Source organism: Flavobacterium sp. HNIBRBA15423, from assembly GCF_052655965.1.
Genome location: NZ_CP199751.1, coordinates 2263679 through 2281274, shown reverse-complemented (window position 1 = coordinate 2281274; position 17596 = coordinate 2263679). Strand labels below are relative to the sequence as shown.

At 30.5% G+C, this 17596-nt stretch carries 15 protein-coding genes; 5 read left to right on the top strand and 10 right to left on the bottom strand.

Annotation, left to right across the window (positions count from 1 at the left end):
* Positions 1–381 precede the first annotated feature (381 nt).
* Genes ACULEV_RS10310 through ACULEV_RS10300 form a run of 3 tightly spaced genes read right to left on the bottom strand, consistent with a single transcriptional unit; the run spans position 382 to position 3109 of the window.
* Positions 382–2373, bottom strand: a complete 1992-nt coding sequence (locus ACULEV_RS10310) for a heavy metal translocating P-type ATPase (RefSeq protein WP_445454972.1) — start codon at positions 2371–2373, stop codon at positions 382–384.
* An 11-nt stretch (positions 2374–2384) separates the two neighbouring features.
* Complete coding sequence (locus ACULEV_RS10305; protein ID WP_445454971.1) at positions 2385–2750, bottom strand: DUF3703 domain-containing protein; 366 nt, start codon at positions 2748–2750, stop codon at positions 2385–2387.
* A gap of 2 nt (positions 2751–2752) precedes the next feature.
* The gene (locus ACULEV_RS10300) at positions 2753–3109 is read right to left on the bottom strand and encodes a cation transporter (RefSeq protein ID WP_445454970.1); all 357 of its coding nucleotides are present in this window, start codon (positions 3107–3109) and stop codon (positions 2753–2755) included.
* A 594-nt stretch (positions 3110–3703) separates the two neighbouring features.
* On the opposite strand from ACULEV_RS10300, the gene ACULEV_RS10295 reads away from it, so the two are divergent.
* The 5 genes from ACULEV_RS10295 (at position 3704) to ACULEV_RS10275 (ending at position 6169) form a co-directional block, all read left to right on the top strand.
* Positions 3704–4042 (top strand): helix-turn-helix domain-containing protein, encoded by a 339-nt coding sequence (locus ACULEV_RS10295; RefSeq protein WP_445454969.1) that lies wholly within the window; start codon positions 3704–3706, stop codon positions 4040–4042.
* The gene (locus ACULEV_RS10290) at positions 4032–4775 is read left to right on the top strand and encodes an ImmA/IrrE family metallo-endopeptidase (protein ID WP_445454968.1); all 744 of its coding nucleotides are present in this window, start codon (positions 4032–4034) and stop codon (positions 4773–4775) included. The genes ACULEV_RS10295 and ACULEV_RS10290 overlap by 11 nt, the downstream gene beginning before the upstream one ends.
* Positions 4759–5292 (top strand): hypothetical protein, encoded by a 534-nt coding sequence (locus ACULEV_RS10285; RefSeq protein ID WP_445454967.1) that lies wholly within the window; start codon positions 4759–4761, stop codon positions 5290–5292. Before ACULEV_RS10290 ends, ACULEV_RS10285 begins: the two co-directional genes overlap by 17 nt.
* A 167-nt stretch (positions 5293–5459) precedes the next feature.
* Complete coding sequence (locus ACULEV_RS10280; RefSeq protein WP_445454966.1) at positions 5460–5633, top strand: hypothetical protein; 174 nt, start codon at positions 5460–5462, stop codon at positions 5631–5633.
* 77 nt (positions 5634–5710) lie between these two features.
* Entirely contained in the window at positions 5711–6169 is a 459-nt protein-coding gene (locus ACULEV_RS10275; protein WP_445454965.1) for a hypothetical protein, read from the top strand.
* A gap of 238 nt (positions 6170–6407) precedes the next feature.
* Here ACULEV_RS10275 and ACULEV_RS10270 read toward each other — a convergent pair whose 3' ends face one another.
* The 7 genes from ACULEV_RS10270 to ACULEV_RS10240 are packed head-to-tail and all read right to left on the bottom strand — an operon-like array spanning position 6408 to position 16260.
* Complete coding sequence (locus ACULEV_RS10270; RefSeq protein WP_445454964.1) at positions 6408–6944, bottom strand: hypothetical protein; 537 nt, start codon at positions 6942–6944, stop codon at positions 6408–6410.
* Positions 6945–6947: 3 nt separating this feature from the next.
* Positions 6948–8015, bottom strand: a complete 1068-nt coding sequence (locus tag ACULEV_RS10265; protein ID WP_445454963.1) for a hypothetical protein — start codon at positions 8013–8015, stop codon at positions 6948–6950.
* Entirely contained in the window at positions 8015–9661 is a 1647-nt protein-coding gene (locus tag ACULEV_RS10260) for a restriction system-associated AAA family ATPase (protein ID WP_445454962.1), read from the bottom strand. The genes ACULEV_RS10265 and ACULEV_RS10260 overlap by 1 nt, the downstream gene beginning before the upstream one ends.
* On the bottom strand, positions 9658–11511 hold the full coding sequence (locus ACULEV_RS10255; RefSeq protein ID WP_445454961.1) for a restriction endonuclease subunit S: 1854 nt from the start codon (positions 11509–11511) through the stop codon (positions 9658–9660). Before ACULEV_RS10255 ends, ACULEV_RS10260 begins: the two co-directional genes overlap by 4 nt.
* A complete protein-coding gene (locus tag ACULEV_RS10250) occupies positions 11511–13088 on the bottom strand; it encodes a type I restriction-modification system subunit M (protein ID WP_445454960.1) in 1578 nt (525 codons plus the stop codon). Before ACULEV_RS10250 ends, ACULEV_RS10255 begins: the two co-directional genes overlap by 1 nt.
* Positions 13089–13093: 5 nt before the next feature.
* A complete protein-coding gene (locus tag ACULEV_RS10245; RefSeq protein WP_445454959.1) occupies positions 13094–13468 on the bottom strand; it encodes a hypothetical protein in 375 nt (124 codons plus the stop codon).
* The gene (locus tag ACULEV_RS10240) at positions 13468–16260 is read right to left on the bottom strand and encodes a type I restriction endonuclease subunit R (protein WP_445454958.1); all 2793 of its coding nucleotides are present in this window, start codon (positions 16258–16260) and stop codon (positions 13468–13470) included. Before ACULEV_RS10240 ends, ACULEV_RS10245 begins: the two co-directional genes overlap by 1 nt.
* Positions 16261–17596: the final 1336 nt, after the last annotated feature.

Here is a 17596-nt window from a genome sequence, read left to right as displayed (position 1 = left end):
ACTTTATCTTTTATTTTGTTTGTTTTCTGCTCTTCTTTATTTTACAATAGCTAATTTTCTTACTATTATTGGGGAATATTATGAGAAAAGTTACACTATTTAACAACTTTATAATTCGCAGGTAGCTTGTTTATATAGTACTCCTTGCCGAAATGAAGTAAACAAAGAATTTGTGCATAGAACACTTAGACTAGAAGTGATTTTTGAGTCTTTGAATGAGAATGAATTGTAAAAAATGTGGTTGTTTGAAAAGTCAGGAAACTTGTCATGCTGTTCGCCTAGGCGAATCAGAATCTTATATAATTGATTTTCAAATATGATTTAGAAGCTGATTCGCCTAGGCGAACAGCTTGACAGAAATATCAAAAGAGATAAGTAATTTTAAAACTTCATTCGCTGAATTCTCACCGCATTTAGAATAGCTAATAATGCAACCCCTACATCGGCAAAAACGGCTTCCCACATGGTAGCTAAACCACCAGCACCTAAGATTAAAACAATTGCTTTTACTGTAAATGCTAAACTAATATTTTGCCAAACTATTTTCTTGGTTTGTTTGCCAATATTTATGGCCATGGGTATTTTGCTTGGTTTGTCGTCTTGTATTACAACATCTGCAGTTTCTATTGTGGCATCACTACCTAAACCGCCCATTGCAATACCTACGTTACTTAATGCTACAACTGGTGCATCATTTACACCATCGCCCACAAAAGCAACCGTTTCTTTTTTAGCAATAATTTCTTTGACTTTATTTACTTTGTCTTCTGGAAGTAAATCTCCAAAAGCATTTTTAATGCCAAGTTTTTGAGCTACAAATTGTACTACTGAATTTTTATCACCACTTAGCATCGTTGTTTTTACATTCAGCGCTTTTAATTTGTCAATTGTAATTTGTGCATCTTCCTTTATACTGTCTGCAATAGTTAAATAGCCCACAAACTTTTTATCATAAGCGACCGCAATTAAAGTGTCAACAATACTTTTAGGATTCATATCATAAGCAATAGAAAATTTATCCATTAGTTTGAAATTTCCTACTATTACTTCTTTATCATTTATAGTTGCTTTTAATCCATGTCCTGCTATTTCTTCGACCTTTTTAAGTGCTAGGGTAGTATCTATTTCTCCAACATATTGATGAATGGCAGTTGCTACTGGATGTGTACTTTGACTTTCTATAGCATTTACCATTTGAAGTATATCCTCTTTATTAAAATCAGAATTAAAAACTACTTCTTGTACTTTAAAAACCCCTTCAGTCATTGTTCCCGTTTTATCCATTACCACATTTTGAATGCTAGCCATCACATCAAGGAAATTACTTCCTTTAAATAAAATTCCGTTCTTACTTGCTGCTCCAATTCCTCCAAAATAGCCCAAAGGAATACTAATTACTAAAGCACAAGGACAAGAAATAACCAAAAAGATTAAAGCACGATACAACCCATCTTTAAAGTGATAATCCGCTACAAAAAACAGAGGAACAAGACAAATTAAGACCGCCAAAATCACTACAATTGGGGTGTAAACCTTGGCAAATTTTCTGATGAATAATTCTGTTGGTGCTTTTTTAGCGGTTGCTTCTTGCACCATTTCAAGAATTTTCGATAGTTTGCTATCTGTATAAGCCGTGGTTACTTTTACTTGGCAAACCGAATTTAAGTTTATCATTCCCGCTAAAACGGTTTCCCCTTTTGTTTTTGTATCTGGTTTACTTTCTCCTGTGAGTGCTGCTGTATTGAATGAAGCTGTGTCTGAAAGTAATTCCCCATCAAGCCCTAGTTTTTCACCTGCTTTTAGTTGGATAATAGCTCCAATTTGAGCTTTTGAAGCTTTTATAGTTTTTGCTACTTTATTTTCTAAAATAGTAACTTCATCTGGTCGTTGGTCGAGTAATGTTTTAATATTGGCTTTTGCTCTTTGAACTGCTAATGTTTGGAATATTTCTCCAATAGCATAAAACAACATTACAGCTACACCTTCAGGGAATTCAGCTATCGCAAAGGCTCCAATAGTGGCAATTGCCATTAATAGAAATTCTGAAAAAACATCGCCTTTTTTAATGCTTACAAAAGCTTCTTTTATAACTGGAACTCCAACAGGAATATAAGCTACAACATACCAAGCTACTCGTACCCAAGCTGTGAACCAAGATTGGATAAAATAATTATCGAAACCCATGGCAACCACTAATAGGACAAAACTTATAATGGCAGGTACAAACATTTGCAAAGTAGCTTTTTCTGAACTGGAATGATGGTGGCCGTGTCCGTCATCCTCAGCATGCTGTGCTGTGTTTAGATTTATCTTTTCGTCTATTGCGCAACAACCTTGTTCTTCCTGTTTGTCCTTTTTGAGTTGATTTTCCATAGTATACTTGTTTAGGAATTCGCCTGTAAGATCTCTTTAAGATCTTTTGGTATTTCCATTGTTTTTAAAGGCGGAACATTTGCACCACCTGTATTGCCTACAGGAATATGACCCACGAATGATTTTACACCACCTACCAATAATCTGGGTATTTGACCCATAACTTCTTTTGCACTTTTTATTTTAATACCAAATTGTACCATTTTCCAGAGTACAAAAGTGTGCTCGTAAGGATATTTTTGTGCTATAATATGTGCTCGTTCCAAATGATACCAAGCATTTTGTAACTTATTTTGTTCTAAATTATCTTTAACCGCTTCCAACTCATTTTGATAAAAAGGAATTAGCTTATTTGGCATTTTAGTAGTAAACTTCATAACTATGCTTTGCAACAGCCGTCCAAACTTTCATAAGCCTCTGCGTTAGCTTTTACTTCATCTGCATCATACCCTAGTTTAGAAATACCTTGTTTAATTGCTTGTAAGTTAGTCTTTTTTGCATTGTAATATATAGTGAAAGTCATTGCTTTTTCATCTAACTCATACATTTTTATTCCTTTTATTTTAAGCATTTCTGTTTTGAATTTCTGGCCACAAGTTTCACATTCCTTGCAATGATCACAATGTAAAAATGTTTTTATTACTACTTTTTGAGTCGCTTTTTGTGCTGCAACAAAATTGGAAAAGAAAAATAAGGAAACTACTAGTAACATTGCTTTTAAAATGGGATTTTTCATATCTTGAAATTTATGGTTTCTATGTAATTGGTTCGTTTTTAATATAAGTTGGCAGTAAGAATTTATTCCTACGAAAACAAATTTAAGATAAATCAGGAAAACTACACCAAATAGTTTAATGAAGTAGGGGAATACTTATTGGAATAGTGTTTTAAAAGAGTTAGGAATTGTGGTTTGCTAGACTAAATAGAAACATTTTATTCCTCATACTTTTGTTTCACACGATTTACTATGGAATTTAATTCTTAGGGATAAAGACTTTAATTCTTTCAAAAGTGATAAATTACCATTACTAGAAGCTATTTTGAACCCTTTTTTATCTTCAAAAACTGCTTTTGAAATTGTTTCTAAAGTAACCCCAAAGAATAAATTGATAGAAGACTATCTTACTATTTTTCCAAAACTAACAACAGATGTTGATTTTTGATTATTTGAGAGATAAAGAGCCTATACATATTGCTTATTTAAATGCTAATTAAACATTTTTGGTATAAATATATTTGTACATATTTCTTTAATTTAAAAAAAATGATTACTTTTGTAACATAAAATAAACTAGAAAATAAATATACTTTAATCAAAACTGAACTAATTATGGAAGCTACTACTGGATTGGTAATAAAAGGATTACGAGAGAGATATGGTTATACGCAAGAGAAATTAGCAAGTTTTTTAGATATAAAAAGAGAAATGGTTAGTTTTTATGAAAATAATGAAAGAGAGGTTTCTTTAGAGATTTTAGAAAAGTTATCTGATTTATTTGGTGTTGAATTAGATATTTTTTTTAGTGAAACAGCTGAAGATGCAATGGCTGAAGTTGTTTTTGCATTTAGAAAAGATTCTGTTACTGAAAATGATATGAAGAAGTTAGCTGAATTTGGAAAGATTGTGAAAAATTATATTAAGATAAATCGTTTGTATAATGGCATTTAATGAGAAAATATTAGAAGCAAAGGCCAATAAATTCAGAAGAGAATTAGGATTAGGTACCGAAACATCAATAGATTTAGAAAAACTTTTGTTGACTTTGGGTGTTCTTACTGTATTTAAACCTTTGGAGAGTGAATTTTCTGGAATGGCTTTAAAGACTAATGAAAATTTATTTATGCTTATCAACTCAGCTCTACCAGTAGGAAGACAGAATTTCACTATTGGACATGAAATATATCATTTATTCATACAGAGTGATTTTAATTTTCAAATGTGTAATGCAGGTAAATTTGATAAAAAAGATAGGGAAGAATATAATGCAGATATTTTTAGTTCTTATTTTTTAATGCCTGAAGCTGCTTTAATTAAACAAATACCAGAGAAAGAATTAGGGTGGGGTGAGACAATTTCATTAGCAACATTAATTAAGATGGAGCAATATTTTGGAGTTTCTAGAGCCGCACTATTGGTTCGAATGAGTAAATCAAAATATATTCATTATGAAGATTACAAACACTATTTAAAAGGTGTAATTAAAAGTGCTGTTGAACATGGTTATTCTGCTGAACTATACCAAAGAAATGATGAGGAAAAAGTTGTAGGAGATTATGGTACAAAAGTAAAGGCTCTTTTTGATATTGGTAAAATTTCTGAAAGTCATTACCATTCTTTAATGTTAGATATAGGTTTAGATATTGATGATCCAAAATTTAACGACTATGGGAAAGAAAATTAGTAATGAACCTAGAATATTATTAGACTGTGATGTAATTATACACTTTACAAAAGGTGGGCAACAATTGCTTTTACCAAAAATATTTCCAAATCGTTTTGTTATTTTGGATAAAGTAAAAGAGGAATTGAATAAGCGTAAAAAAAGTATTGTTGCTTTAGAAAATTTTATTGAATGGACAAAAATTGAAGTAATTCCTTTTCCAAAAGATGTTTCTATAATTAAAGAATATGCTAAATTAAAATACAATATGGGTGATGGTGAAGCAGCTTGTATGGCAGTAGCGAAATATACAAAAGATTATATTGCAAGTAGTAATTTAAAGGATATTAAAGACTATTGTGATTATAATGGTATTGTTTATTTAACCACTATGGATATTCTTTTAGAAGCATATCAAAAAGCTATTTTGACTGAAATACAATGTAATATGTTTATTCAGGAGGTGAAATCAAAAGATAGTAAATTGATAGATGGTATAGATACTATAAAGCAATATGAAGAAAAAGTAAAAAAATAACCGAAGTAAATGGAATAATGCTTCGGTCATTAGAAATTTAAAAGTTGGTCGCTTGTTTATTTCTTCTGCAAAAGTAATAGATTTTTATTTATTACCTAATTATTCCTTGGGTTTTTAATCAAACACCTCAGTATTAAATTGTTTGATTGGTCAAAAACTTTATTGTTATGGCAAGAAATGGTAAATCAGGAGATGGACATCGTAATGGTGCCGTAAAAGGTAGAAGTCAGACTTATAATCCTACAACTGGACAGTATGTTAAACGTGATACGCGTACTGGCCGTTTTATGGATGTTAAGCAAGATGGAACGCCTTTTAAAGGAGTAAGAAAAGAGAAGTAATTTTCTTTTTAGAGTAGTTAGAAAAAGCACTTCAGCGAATGAGGTGCTTTCTATTGTTTTATTTTAATTTAAAAAATATGAATTTAAGTCATTTAAGGACAGGTGATTTGATTGTACGAGCCAAAGGTATTTTTAGTACTCATTATATGGTGTATATTGGCATTCAAAATGGCCAAATTATTGTTGCAGAAAATCAAAATGGTTTTGGTGTACGTTATGTAATTTTAGCAGAAGCATTAAAAGGTAATATGATTTTACGTACTGAAAAATTTGGAGGTACTGAATTTGACAGGCAATATGTTGTAGGTAACATAAATCGTATACTTGGTAAAGCCTATGATTTAATTGCCTTTAATTGTGAGCATTTTGCTAGAATGATTTCACAAGGGATGCCTAAAAGTAAGCAGGTGGATACAACTAGTAATATTGCAATTTTAAGTGGATTAGGAATGATGAGCAGTAAAAATAAAACTACTCAAAATCTTGGATTGACATCGCTTATTTTAGGAATTATTGGAAAAATTGCTCAACCCTAGGATGTTATTTTGTTATTACAGTTTAACAGGTTTGAATCTTAAAAGGATTCAAACCTTTGTTATAATTAATTGGTTTTCAGTATAAAAAAATAGTTATTGGGAAGCTTACGTGTTAAATACGTGTCAAAAAAAGTTTTTTTTTAAAGTAAAAACAAAGACGTATCATTTTTGGCAGCTACTAAAATTGCTATGATACTTTCTAAATTTAGAATGTAAATTTAAACAAAATTAATTACATCTAACAGGACTTGTTTTTTTGTTTATCATTTCCCCAGTGGCATAAAAAATTTTCGATTTCGTAAGGTTCTAGAACTTGAAATTCTATTGGAAACATATCTTTCTCAACAAATCTATTTTTAGGATTTTGATTGAAGATTTTTTTATATCCTTTTTTAACACCTGCTTGCAAATAAACATTTTTAGGATATACTTTCTTTTGAAAACCAATTCGTAACGCAGTATCATAGCTCCATAATAGACCAAGCCTGTCAACTTGAATCATAACTTCATCCGTTATAACCATAATATCCTCAAAAGTTTGGCATTTTGCTATTGCCGCTTCTTTGAGCTTTAATAACCCATAACCTTCCTTAGCTGTCTCCTTTCCAACTCGTCTTTGATGACTAAACATTTTGTTATTATTAGTTGGGTCAATAGACTTTGCCGCTTTTTCAATAGTTTCTTTTAAATTGAATTTTTCAAAAGCTGTTTTTACATTTTGTAAATGTTTTCCATGACTGATTTGATAATCCTCTATGTCTTTTCTCTTTATCATGCCTTAAACGATTAAAATCCCTGTCAAATTAGCTTGACAATTTGGATCGTTGATTACAAAATCATTAAATGACTTCATCAAAATTCCATTAGAAATATTTAAATAATCATTAAAGTCATCTAAAATATCTTCTTCAAATTCTGCATAACTTCTTCCATTTTTTTTACAAATGTTATGATGTTTTGAAAATATTCTTTCTTTCCAAAATTTAGAATGCTTTGAAATTGTTGCTTTATATCTAGTTTCAATATTAAATACATCTTTCCATGTTTCTTTGCAATCTTCGTAAGCTAGGTTTGTTGTATTTACTTCTAGTTGCCATTGTGTTGGGTCTTTTAAATCATTGTTGGGAGAAACTATGTTAAGATTAATTTCATGATTAGCTTCTTTAGAATAAGGATAATAAAAACGTCGTTGTGGAGCCGCTACATTTTCATAAACCAAATCTTTTTGATTTTTATTTTTAGAGTTACACCTATGACACATTGGAAATAGATTATTAAAATTTATTGATATAAAAGGATATTGTGATTTTAATAAATAATGATCATAATCATCCCTACCGTCATCATGTTCGCATAACAGTGATTCTAATCCACAAAATGGGCAAACTAAAAACTCATTAACTTCCCTAAATCTATTAAAATGTTGCTTAACAGTACCACATGAATTTACCACTGTTGCATAACCTAAAATTTTACTGTCTCCCCAAAGTTCATCGTAGAAGCTTTTTATTTGAGTTGAAATTCCAGCAGGCAATTGTGAATATTTTATAGGTGTATTTGTTGCGTCTGAAAGTGATACTATATCATTATTTATAAAATAGGCATCTTTTACAATCTGTTTCTCTTGTGGTGTTGCCAAACCAATATATGCATTAAAAAGTGCTTTTAATCTTTCATCAATTTGTTCTTTATATGTGTCTATAATTCCTTGAAAATTTGGATGAATTAAATAAGCATGTGAATAAACAGTTTGAGTGTCATCAAACATTCTTGTGAAGAAAAAATCTAAATAGTTATGTAGATTTTCTATAGGATGTGGTGATATGGATTTGTAGAAGTATAGCATTATTTACCACTTTTTTCAAGTTGTTCTTTTATATTTCTTAATTTACTGAATAAATCAAACTTTTCTACAGAATCACCAAAATCTCTATTTAATCGTTCCACAACATTTCTCAATTCATCTGTAGTTGTAATTTTATCGACCATATCTCTCAATTCTTTTTTAGCCATTTCAGATATACCTTCCGATTTTTCAAAAATTTCATCTAGAATAATAGAAACTGAAGAACCATAAACTTGAAATTCAGGATTTGAATAATCAATTAAACCTTTTTCCTTTTCAAATTTATATACATCTTGACTAAATGAATCCGAAATAACAAATGGAGAGTGGGTTGTGAGTATCAATTCTTGATTCCTAACTTTAGTAATATTACCTTCACTATCATAAGATTTTGCAGCTGCAAGATTTAACGTTTTTATAAATTTAGCTCTCCATTTTGGATTAAAATGTGTATCAGGTTCATCCATTAAAAATAAACAGCCTTCATCTTGCATCATCATGACTGTTCCTACAACCTCATTAAATTGATGTTCACCATCTGATAATGATTTATAATAAATGTCTTTTTCTAATTTATTTTCTTCAATAATTTTACTGATAACTATTTTTTCAATCCTAAAAACTAATCTTGATGGATTTGGTTTAGGCATTTCATCAGAAATATTGAGTGTTTTATTAGCGTTTAGTATTTGTCTTCTAGTAATTGAATTTACTAGATAAAGATTAAAAATTTCTAATTCGTAAAATACTTTAAATAAATTATGAGCTGAAGTAAAATGTTTTTTGAATGCAGATTGTATAGCACTATCAACTTTAAAATCTAGAATTAATAATTTATTTTTATCTACTTCTTTTTCAATCCAAGTTGTTGCGCATTGTTTCAACTTTAAAATATTCTCAGCAATTAAATCACTTACTGGAATTACTTTTTTATATAAATCCTCAGTATTTAGAGTAATTCTAAAAGATTTTAGACTTTCAATCTGTAATGTTGTCTTAAGTAACTCAATTTTTTTACTTTCTCCTAAAAGCATGTTGGCAACAAAAATTGAATAATTTGCATTGTAATCAATAAAAAACAACCTATGATTTTCTGAAACTTCTTCACCTTCTTCTAGTTTGTCTTTATCCTCAAAAGTTTTAAAATAATGGTATTTTAACTTGTAATAAGAATTACTCAATAATTCGTTTTGACCAGAAGTGTATGCAATAACTCTTGCAGGTAATAATGTTTCTGTTCCTTCATCTAATCTTATAAATTCCCTTTTACCTAATGGAATGTATAAAAACTCAGGAGGTAGCCCCAAAGGTTTTATAATTTTGATTTGCATATCAAAATCAATTGCATTTTCAAAATCAACTATACTTTTGGCTGGTTTTACCATTGGGAGAAAATATTCAATTTCAAAACCAAAGTTTTTGCTTTTTTTTTCTTCTTCACCAACAGTTTCTAAATGATAGATTTCTAAATAGTAGAAAATTTCTGAGAAAAGCTCTAAAAAATTAGATTTACCACTACCATTTAATCCAGCAAAAACTTTTGTAGATAGACGATCTTCTCTAAATGAAACATTAAATTCATAGAGTTTATTTGCTTCAAGACTTCTAAAATTGTCTCCAAGAATTTTTACACTTTTTATTTTCATTCTACTACTTTAAAATAGATTCCTGAACGTAGTCCTTTTTCTTTATCCTTTATCTGTTCATAATCTTCTTCCCGAAGTTTTAAAGGAACATTTTCTTTGATAGCATCATAAAAGAACTGTTCTAATTTTATAAATTGATTTTCGTTATTTAGAGCTGAAAATATAAATGATTTTAAATCATCTGATTCTACTAATTTTGGATTGGTTTTTAATTCTTCTGAAGAATAATAATTTGGAAAGGTAACGTGTTCATCTACAAGGAAATTAAATAACATTTCAATATTAAAATTATACTCTTTATAGGTACTATTAATCCATTGTGCTACTTGTGAAAAATTGACTTCTTCCCAAGTTAATTTATTTGGTTTTTTAGATTCTTTATTTAATTGACTTGCAATTGATTTTAATTCATTTGCTCTTTTTATAGATTGAATTACGCTTTCTGGTAAATCAGGAATACCTTTGAACGGATTCATCATTTCATCTATCTTTGATACTTGAAGAGCAATTTCAGCATATTTTTGAGTAGCAAGAATTGAATCCAAATTTTTAGGTAAAATTTTACTTATATTTTCAGTTTGCTTAATTAATTGCTGCATTGGTTTAGTAAGTTTTGATTGCAAACTAATATCTAAATTATTTTCTGCTTCAATTTTCTTTTCTATTTCTCTTATTTGAGCACTAACATCTAATTTGCTTAAATCTAACTCTCCTTTAAACGCTTTTTGACTAAGTGAGCCAAACAAGTTTTCAAGTTCTTTTAAACTCTCTTTATATTGTTCTTTTACTTTTTCTGCTTTTTCTACTATTGAAGCAAATTTGTTTTGGAGTTTGATTGGTGGAATACTAATTTTTATTTCTTTAACTATACCAACATTTATTATATCCATTGTTCCACCACGAGATAGTTTTGACAGTTGTCTTAATAAGTATTCACTTTTAAAGAAGAATTTGAAATAAACAGGATTAATAACTTTTTTATCAAAACTAATTTTCATCAAACGAGGATTAATAATACCTTGTTGAAATTCTTTTGGAACAACTATAATTTTTCCATAAGTGCCAACTAAACTTATTAATACGTCTCCTTCTTTAATTTTGCAACTTTCAAGTTTTTTGTATAGTTTTTCATTTATGTAATAATTCCCATAATTTAAATCATCCTTGATTACTTGTTCTTGTCCATAAATTTTATAACCTTTCTCAACATAAAATTCTTTTTTTAACGAAGATCCAAATGGACCTGCTTTAATAGCATTTTTGAATTTTTCTACAGTATTTTTTACTTCAGTAAAAGTCCATTTTTTTATTTCGGGGTTATAAATAAACATATCCAAAAAAGTACTTCTAAGAAAATCATCTAATAAGTCAATACTTTTTTTTCTTTGTTTTATTAAAGTTTCAGTCTTCATTAAAACTTCTGCAATACGGATTTGGTCAGCAAGGTTTTCTGGCAAAGGAATTTTAATATTCTCTAAAGCACTTTTAGTTAATTTCCCTCTAGTAGTCCCTGTAATATGTTTATTTAAATTTGCTTCGTTTAAATAGAATTTTATGTAATCTAGATTTGCTTTGCCATTTTCAACAAGAACATGTGCATGATTATTGACCCACGTTTTGCCTTCATAAATTACCGCACAATTCTCTTGATATCCCCAACTTCCTCCATCTTCAGCTACACATAAAATTTTTTCATCAAAAATATACTCGTTTATATAACCAACTATATTATTTGCACCAATATAAGGATATACGCCATCTATGCTTTTTAAATGCCTCTCTTCAGAATTTAAAGGTTTTCTTCTATTATCTAGATTCTTTGTAATATTGCCTAACTTTTCAAACTTCATTATAGAATGTTATTTAATTCTTCAATCTCATTTTTAATTATTTCTTCTAGCTTTGATAACTTATCTAAAATAATTTTAGGCTTTTCATATTCTATTTCTTCGTAAATTTCCTCTTGATATTTACTTAAACTCAAATCATAATTATTATCTACAATTTCTTGTTTGGGTATAAAGAAATGTTGCTGTTTTCTATCTGTTTCTTTTTTAGCATTTCTTTTTTTATATTTATCAATAATGACATGTAAATCTTCAAAATCACGGTTACCATTTGGCAATACTTTAGGATTACGTTTGTCGTCTAAGCTCCAACCATCGCCTTGCATTTCATAAAACCAAACATCTTTTGTTTCGCCTCCTTTTGTAAACAACAAAATTGCAGAAGCTACACCTGCATAAGGTTTAAAAACACCACTTGGCATTGCTATTACTGCTTTTAGTTCACATTTATCAAGTAGTAATTTTCTAACTGTAATAAATGCATTACTACTACCAAACAAAACACCTTGTGGTATTACTACACCAGCTGTACCACCCATGCGTAACATTTTATATATTCTTTCTAAAAATAGCAATTCACTTTTAGTAGAAGAAACGGTAAAGCTTGGGTTTAAATCTCCTTTGTCCATACTGCCTGCAAATGGAGGATTTGCCATTACGATATCGTAAAAATTATCTTCATTATAATTTTTACTCAAAGTGTCTTTGTAATCTATTTTAGGTTGGGTAATACCGTGCATCATTAGGTTCATTAGCCCAATTCGAATCATGGTTGGGTCAATATCAAAGCCATAAAAAGTTTCTTCGTTTAGCATTTTTTTAGCTTGTTCATCAACCAACTTATCTGCTAGTGTTCCTCTAACAAATCCATTATCGTCTTCATGTTTATAATTATCACTTGTAAATTCAGTAATGATGTATTTGTATGCAGCTAACAGGAAACCTGCTGTACCACTTGCCGGGTCAGCTATTTTGTGACCTAATTTTGGTTCAACTAATTCGGTTATTAATTCAATAATATGAGTTGGTGTTCTAAATTGTCCGTTTTTACCTGAACTGCGTAATGAGTCCAAAAGATATTCATAGAAATCTCCCTGAGCGTCAATAAAACGATTTTCTTTTTCTAATTCCTTGTAAATTTCATCAATAGTTTTAACAGCTTCTGTTAACATTCTTCCACTAGGAATCAAAAAGGCAGCATTAGCCATGTGTTTTGTGAAAAACGAATTGGCATCGTCTAATTGCTTTATAAAAGGAAATACTCTGCTTTGAATGTGTAGTAACATATCATCACTAGGCATATTTTTAAAAAAACTCCAACGAAGTGTTTCTTTTTCTACCGCATTTTTTTCGTCTTTTTCATCTACACCTGGAGGGAAATATTTTCCAGAAAAAATAGACTTAAACTCTTCCCCTAAAAAATCGGCATTGCTTATTTTTCGCTTATCAGTTTCGTCTAATTGCTTCATGAATAGCAAATAGGTGATTTGTTCTATAGCGTTTAATGGATTTGAAATACCACCGCTCCAAAATTTATCCCACAGCGTTGCAACTTTACTCTTTAATATTGGTGTTAACATTTGTATTAATCGTTTTTGTAATTTTTATAATTTGTTGGATTGGTCCAAAACTCAAAGCATTTTGCAATTTGGTTGTTTTCCCATTCTTTGTCTGCTTTTAATTCTTGCCAAGGAATGCCTAATAAATCTTCACAGAGTTTATAAAAGCCGTCTCCTTGTTCTCGCATTTTATCTTTACGGGTTACCAAGCTACTTAATAAAGGTCTTCCTTTTTCGTATTCGTGAATAGAAATTTCTCCAAGCCAATCACCAATTAAACTTCTGTCTGATTGATCAGAAAAATTAAGGTGTAACTGTAATTGTTCATTTAGTTGTGAGTAGGTGCAAGTGGTTTTAAGACGAGCAAACTCAATTAATTTTGATCTGATTTCTTTATCCATTATGCTGCTAATTTTTCTATGAATACTATTATTTCGTTTATTTCTGCATTTGAAAAAACACCTCTAATACCATCTGGATGGATTCTAGTGAATGGAGCATTTATTAAATCTCGTTTTTCCACTTCTCCTTTTTCAATTAGAAATGATTTTAAAAGATTTAAAAATTCTAATTGACGGCTGTTTAAATAACTGTGTTGTTCTATAAATAAATCGAAAGATTTTGAAACTGTATCTGGAAATGCTTCTAAAAGTTCTATGCCTAAAATGTGTTTCATGAATTGTACCAATTGTGCTTTTCTATGATTGTACACTCTTCGCAACAAATCTACAGTAATAAAAGGTTTTTCGTTGTGTAAATCTTCTGCTAATTGTTTGGCTTCTTCCTCAGTAATCTCAACACCTGACTTTAGCTTTTGTAATAGAGGATTTGCTTTGACTAATTCATTTACTTTTTGCTCCACCATTTCACGGTATTTTGCAATACTTAATGACTCATGCTCTGGACCAAACTCAATGTATTCTTTACTATGCAATACATCTTTAAAATTATATTTAGCTGTTCCTAATGGCACAACCAAGCTTTCTCTGAAATACATTAGTGGACATAACTTTTCAATTAATTCGTCAAAATCTGTTTCTTTAATTTTTGACCAATAATGATTGGTTTGTGCTTGTCGAATTATTTTTTCTTCTTTAGCTACTGTGTTTACTGTTAAAGGCAACTCAGATATTTCTTCCATAATGCTGTCTTTTAAAGCTTCAAACTTGTCTTTTTCATCGGCTAGATGAGATAATGAAACCTCAACGATATCTTTTTCAAAACGCATTGCTTTGAAATCAACATTTGAAATTGTTCTTAAAAGCGGTTTTACTACATTTCTTAAAAAATCAATTTTATCTTGAGTCAAGAAATTCCAGAAATTATCATCTTCTACTCTCTGAAGTTCGTGTTTGGCATCTAAAATTACTACTGAATTTTTTGGTAAATTTTCAATTTGTTTGCGAAGTTTTATGCTTTCATTTTTAGAAATTTCATTTTCATTTAGTTCAATAGCTTTTTCAATTTTATCTAAACGAATACCAAATAATCGAACAGGTAAAGGAATTTGACTTTTTAACTCTTTTCCTTTTGGATTCAATTTGAAGTAATCAAAATTATCCCAACAATCTAGAATTAAAAAGTTACTCTTTTCTGTACACCACGGTTTCATTTTACTTGGTTCAAGTAAACGAGTACCACGTCCAATCATTTGCCAAAATTTAGTGTATGAATAAACCGGTTTTGCAAATACTAAATTTACCAATTCACGGACATCAATACCAGTATCAAGCATATCAACACTAATAGCAATTCTTGGCATATCTTGATGGGTAAATTGGTCAAGTAATCCTCCTTTGCCATAAACTCTAGGGTCATCACTAACTAGAACTTTTGCTAATTCTCCATTGTATTCAGGATATAAAGCATCAAATATTTCTTCAATCCTTCTTGCATGAGCTTTTGTCATACAGAAAAAAATAGTTTTACCAGGTAAAACGCCATTCGCATCCTTGATTGATTCTTCCATAAACTCGCGAACAATCAATGTATTAGTACCTTTATTCGAAACCTTTTTTTCTAAATCAGTTCCCTCAAAATTAATTTCTTCAATTTCTTTACCTTCTAAAATTAATTTCTTTTGGTCTTCTAATGAAACTGTTCTTTTGCTAATTCCATCTTCTTGAAATTTTGTTTTAATTTTCATAACCTGAAAATTGCTCAGGTAAGGTGGAATATTGTTTACCGCTTCCTCATAAGTGTAGGCAAAGGTTGGTAATCCGTCTTCACATTCAAAAAGCTGAAACGTATTATGATCGACAACATCTGTAGGAGTTGCGGTCAATCCTAAAGTAATCGTATTGAAGTAATCTAAAATTTCTTGATACGTGTTGTAAATACTTCTATGACTTTCATCTATTATAATCAAATCAAAAAAGTGAGGAGATAATGATTTTTCTTCACTTCTAATGATATTTAGCATCGTTGGATAAGTAGAAATATATATCCTTCTATCGGCTGAAATTTCTTTTTCTCCTTGATTAGGCCATCTTGGTTCGTTTGGCAAATGCTCTTTGAATGCCTCTAATGTTTGATCTCTTAGTGCAATTCTATCTACTAAAAATAAAACTCGTTCCGCCCAACCCGATTTCATAAGCGTTTCAACTAAAGCTATACAAGTTCTCGTTTTTCCTGTTCCAGTAGCCATGATTAGTAAAAACTTGCGTCTTCTTTTTTCAATGGCTTCCATAACAGCTCTGATTGCTGCTATTTGATAATCTCTTCCAGCAATTTTTGTATTAATCAATTCACCAACTAGAGATTTACGAGCTTTTTTGATATACAAAAAACGTTCTAAATCATCACGTGTTGGAAAACCGTGTATTTTTTTAGGAGGATAGTTTTCTAAATCCCAATAATAAATGTCATGACCATTAGTATAAAAACAAAATGGAAGTTGACCTGATTGTTTTTGAATGTTGTAACAATATTGTTTGGCTTGTTCTCGTCCTATTGCAGCATCAACAGCCGACTTTTTTGCTTCAACAACAGCTAATGGTTTACCATCTTTACCCAATAAAACATAATCACTAAATTGATGACCTGCGTAAGGAGTTGGAGCTTCTCTTACTAGATTTTCATCAATAATGATATCGAACTCTTCCACTACTTGAGTTCTATCATTGATATTCCAACCCGCTTGTTTTAGGCGGATATCAATAATTTCTTTGCGAGTATGTTTTTCGTTTTTCAAATAAAGTAATTTATTTCCTCAAACCTACCAAAAATAAACCATTTCGGCAATAGGAGTATAGGTATTTCTACCTGTTTTTTGTAAAAGTAACACAATAATTTTGTACAGTTTTACAGGAAATCATATTTGAAGAATGATAGTTAAAAGCTAAAAACTAAAAATGATTTGTATAGTATAAAAATAACTTGCTAATTTTTTGTTTATCATTTTTAATTAAAAAACACTCTTTTTTTGAGTTTGGTAGCGGTTTCGTTCGGGTTTTGTTCGGGAATAGGTGCTAAAAAGTTCCATTTTACTAGTGTTACCTCGAAGCGTTCTCGAACAAACCCCGAGCAAACCTCGAACAAAACCCCGAACAAAACCCCTTTAAATAGGTCAAAACCGTTCAGGGTGGTTTTTTTTGGAGTTTGGTAAGGTTTTTGGAATGGGTATTTAGTAATTAGTGGTTAGTAGGATTGACAACATTTCCCTTTGTATGGGAATAAAAAAGTAAAAATTATGAAAAAAATAATAAAGAGAGCTGCTGCTGCCACACCTAAGTTTTTTAAACGGTATAGTTATTTTAGGACGGGTCAAGGACGGGTCAAAATAAAGTTTATAATATATATATATAGCGTATATATAGCGTCTTTATAAGGTATATATAGTATATATTATAACAGTCATAGGTTATAAATAATAATAACAATCCAATCTTTTTATAGAATAAGGAGCAAGTAATAAATAAGGTTTAGTAGCAGTCAAGTAGCAGTTTCGTTCGGAGATTGTTGCGAAAAAGTGCGTGTTTGGTACGGCTTTACCGCAGCTTTTCGCAACAAGCTCCGAACAAAGGCCTTATTTAACCCCTTGAAAGCAGTCAAAAACAGTCAAATGCGGTCAAAACCAATCAAAACCGTTCACGAGGCTTTATTTTAGTGGTTTTGGCAAGGTTGTTGGGTGTGGATTTAGTAAAGAAAGTGGTCAGTTTTCAGTCGCAGTTTTCAGTCGCAGTTTTCAGTCCTAGTTTGTGGAGTTGTTTGTGGGTTCAGTCTCAGTGGGCGGTTACGGGTTGCGAGTTACGGGTTATGAGAGGGTTAGAAAAGTGGTCAGTTTTCAGTCGCAGTTTTCAGTCCTAGTTTGTGGAGTTGTTTGTGGGTTCAGTCTCAGTCTCAGTGGGCGGTTTTGGGTTACAGGTTGCGAGTTACAGGTTGCGAGTTACAGGTTATGAGAAGGTTAGAAAAGTGGTCAGTTTTCAGTCGCAGTTTTCAGTCCTAGTTTGTGGAGATGCTGATTCATCTAGGCGAATAGCATGACAGTAGGGGATTGGGGTTAGAAAAGTAGTCTGGATTTATTGGTC

Bases quoted from the DNA above. Each gene is read 5' to 3' on its own strand.
- ACULEV_RS10310 (WP_445454972.1), bottom strand. From the start codon at position 2,373: ATGGAAAATCAACTCAAAAAGGACAAACAGGAAGAACAAGGTTGTTGC.
- ACULEV_RS10305 (WP_445454971.1), bottom strand. From the start codon at position 2,750: ATGAAGTTTACTACTAAAATGCCAAATAAGCTAATTCCTTTTTATCAA.
- ACULEV_RS10300 (WP_445454970.1), bottom strand. From the start codon at position 3,109: ATGAAAAATCCCATTTTAAAAGCAATGTTACTAGTAGTTTCCTTATTT.
- ACULEV_RS10295 (WP_445454969.1), top strand. From the start codon at position 3,704: ATGGAAGCTACTACTGGATTGGTAATAAAAGGATTACGAGAGAGATAT.
- ACULEV_RS10290 (WP_445454968.1), top strand. From the start codon at position 4,032: ATGGCATTTAATGAGAAAATATTAGAAGCAAAGGCCAATAAATTCAGA.
- ACULEV_RS10285 (WP_445454967.1), top strand. From the start codon at position 4,759: ATGGGAAAGAAAATTAGTAATGAACCTAGAATATTATTAGACTGTGAT.
- ACULEV_RS10280 (WP_445454966.1), top strand. From the start codon at position 5,460: ATGGCAAGAAATGGTAAATCAGGAGATGGACATCGTAATGGTGCCGTA.
- ACULEV_RS10275 (WP_445454965.1), top strand. From the start codon at position 5,711: ATGAATTTAAGTCATTTAAGGACAGGTGATTTGATTGTACGAGCCAAA.
- ACULEV_RS10270 (WP_445454964.1), bottom strand. From the start codon at position 6,944: ATGATAAAGAGAAAAGACATAGAGGATTATCAAATCAGTCATGGAAAA.
- ACULEV_RS10265 (WP_445454963.1), bottom strand. From the start codon at position 8,015: ATGCTATACTTCTACAAATCCATATCACCACATCCTATAGAAAATCTA.
- ACULEV_RS10260 (WP_445454962.1), bottom strand. From the start codon at position 9,661: ATGAAAATAAAAAGTGTAAAAATTCTTGGAGACAATTTTAGAAGTCTT.
- ACULEV_RS10255 (WP_445454961.1), bottom strand. From the start codon at position 11,511: ATGAAGTTTGAAAAGTTAGGCAATATTACAAAGAATCTAGATAATAGA.
- ACULEV_RS10250 (WP_445454960.1), bottom strand. From the start codon at position 13,088: ATGTTAACACCAATATTAAAGAGTAAAGTTGCAACGCTGTGGGATAAA.
- ACULEV_RS10245 (WP_445454959.1), bottom strand. From the start codon at position 13,468: ATGGATAAAGAAATCAGATCAAAATTAATTGAGTTTGCTCGTCTTAAA.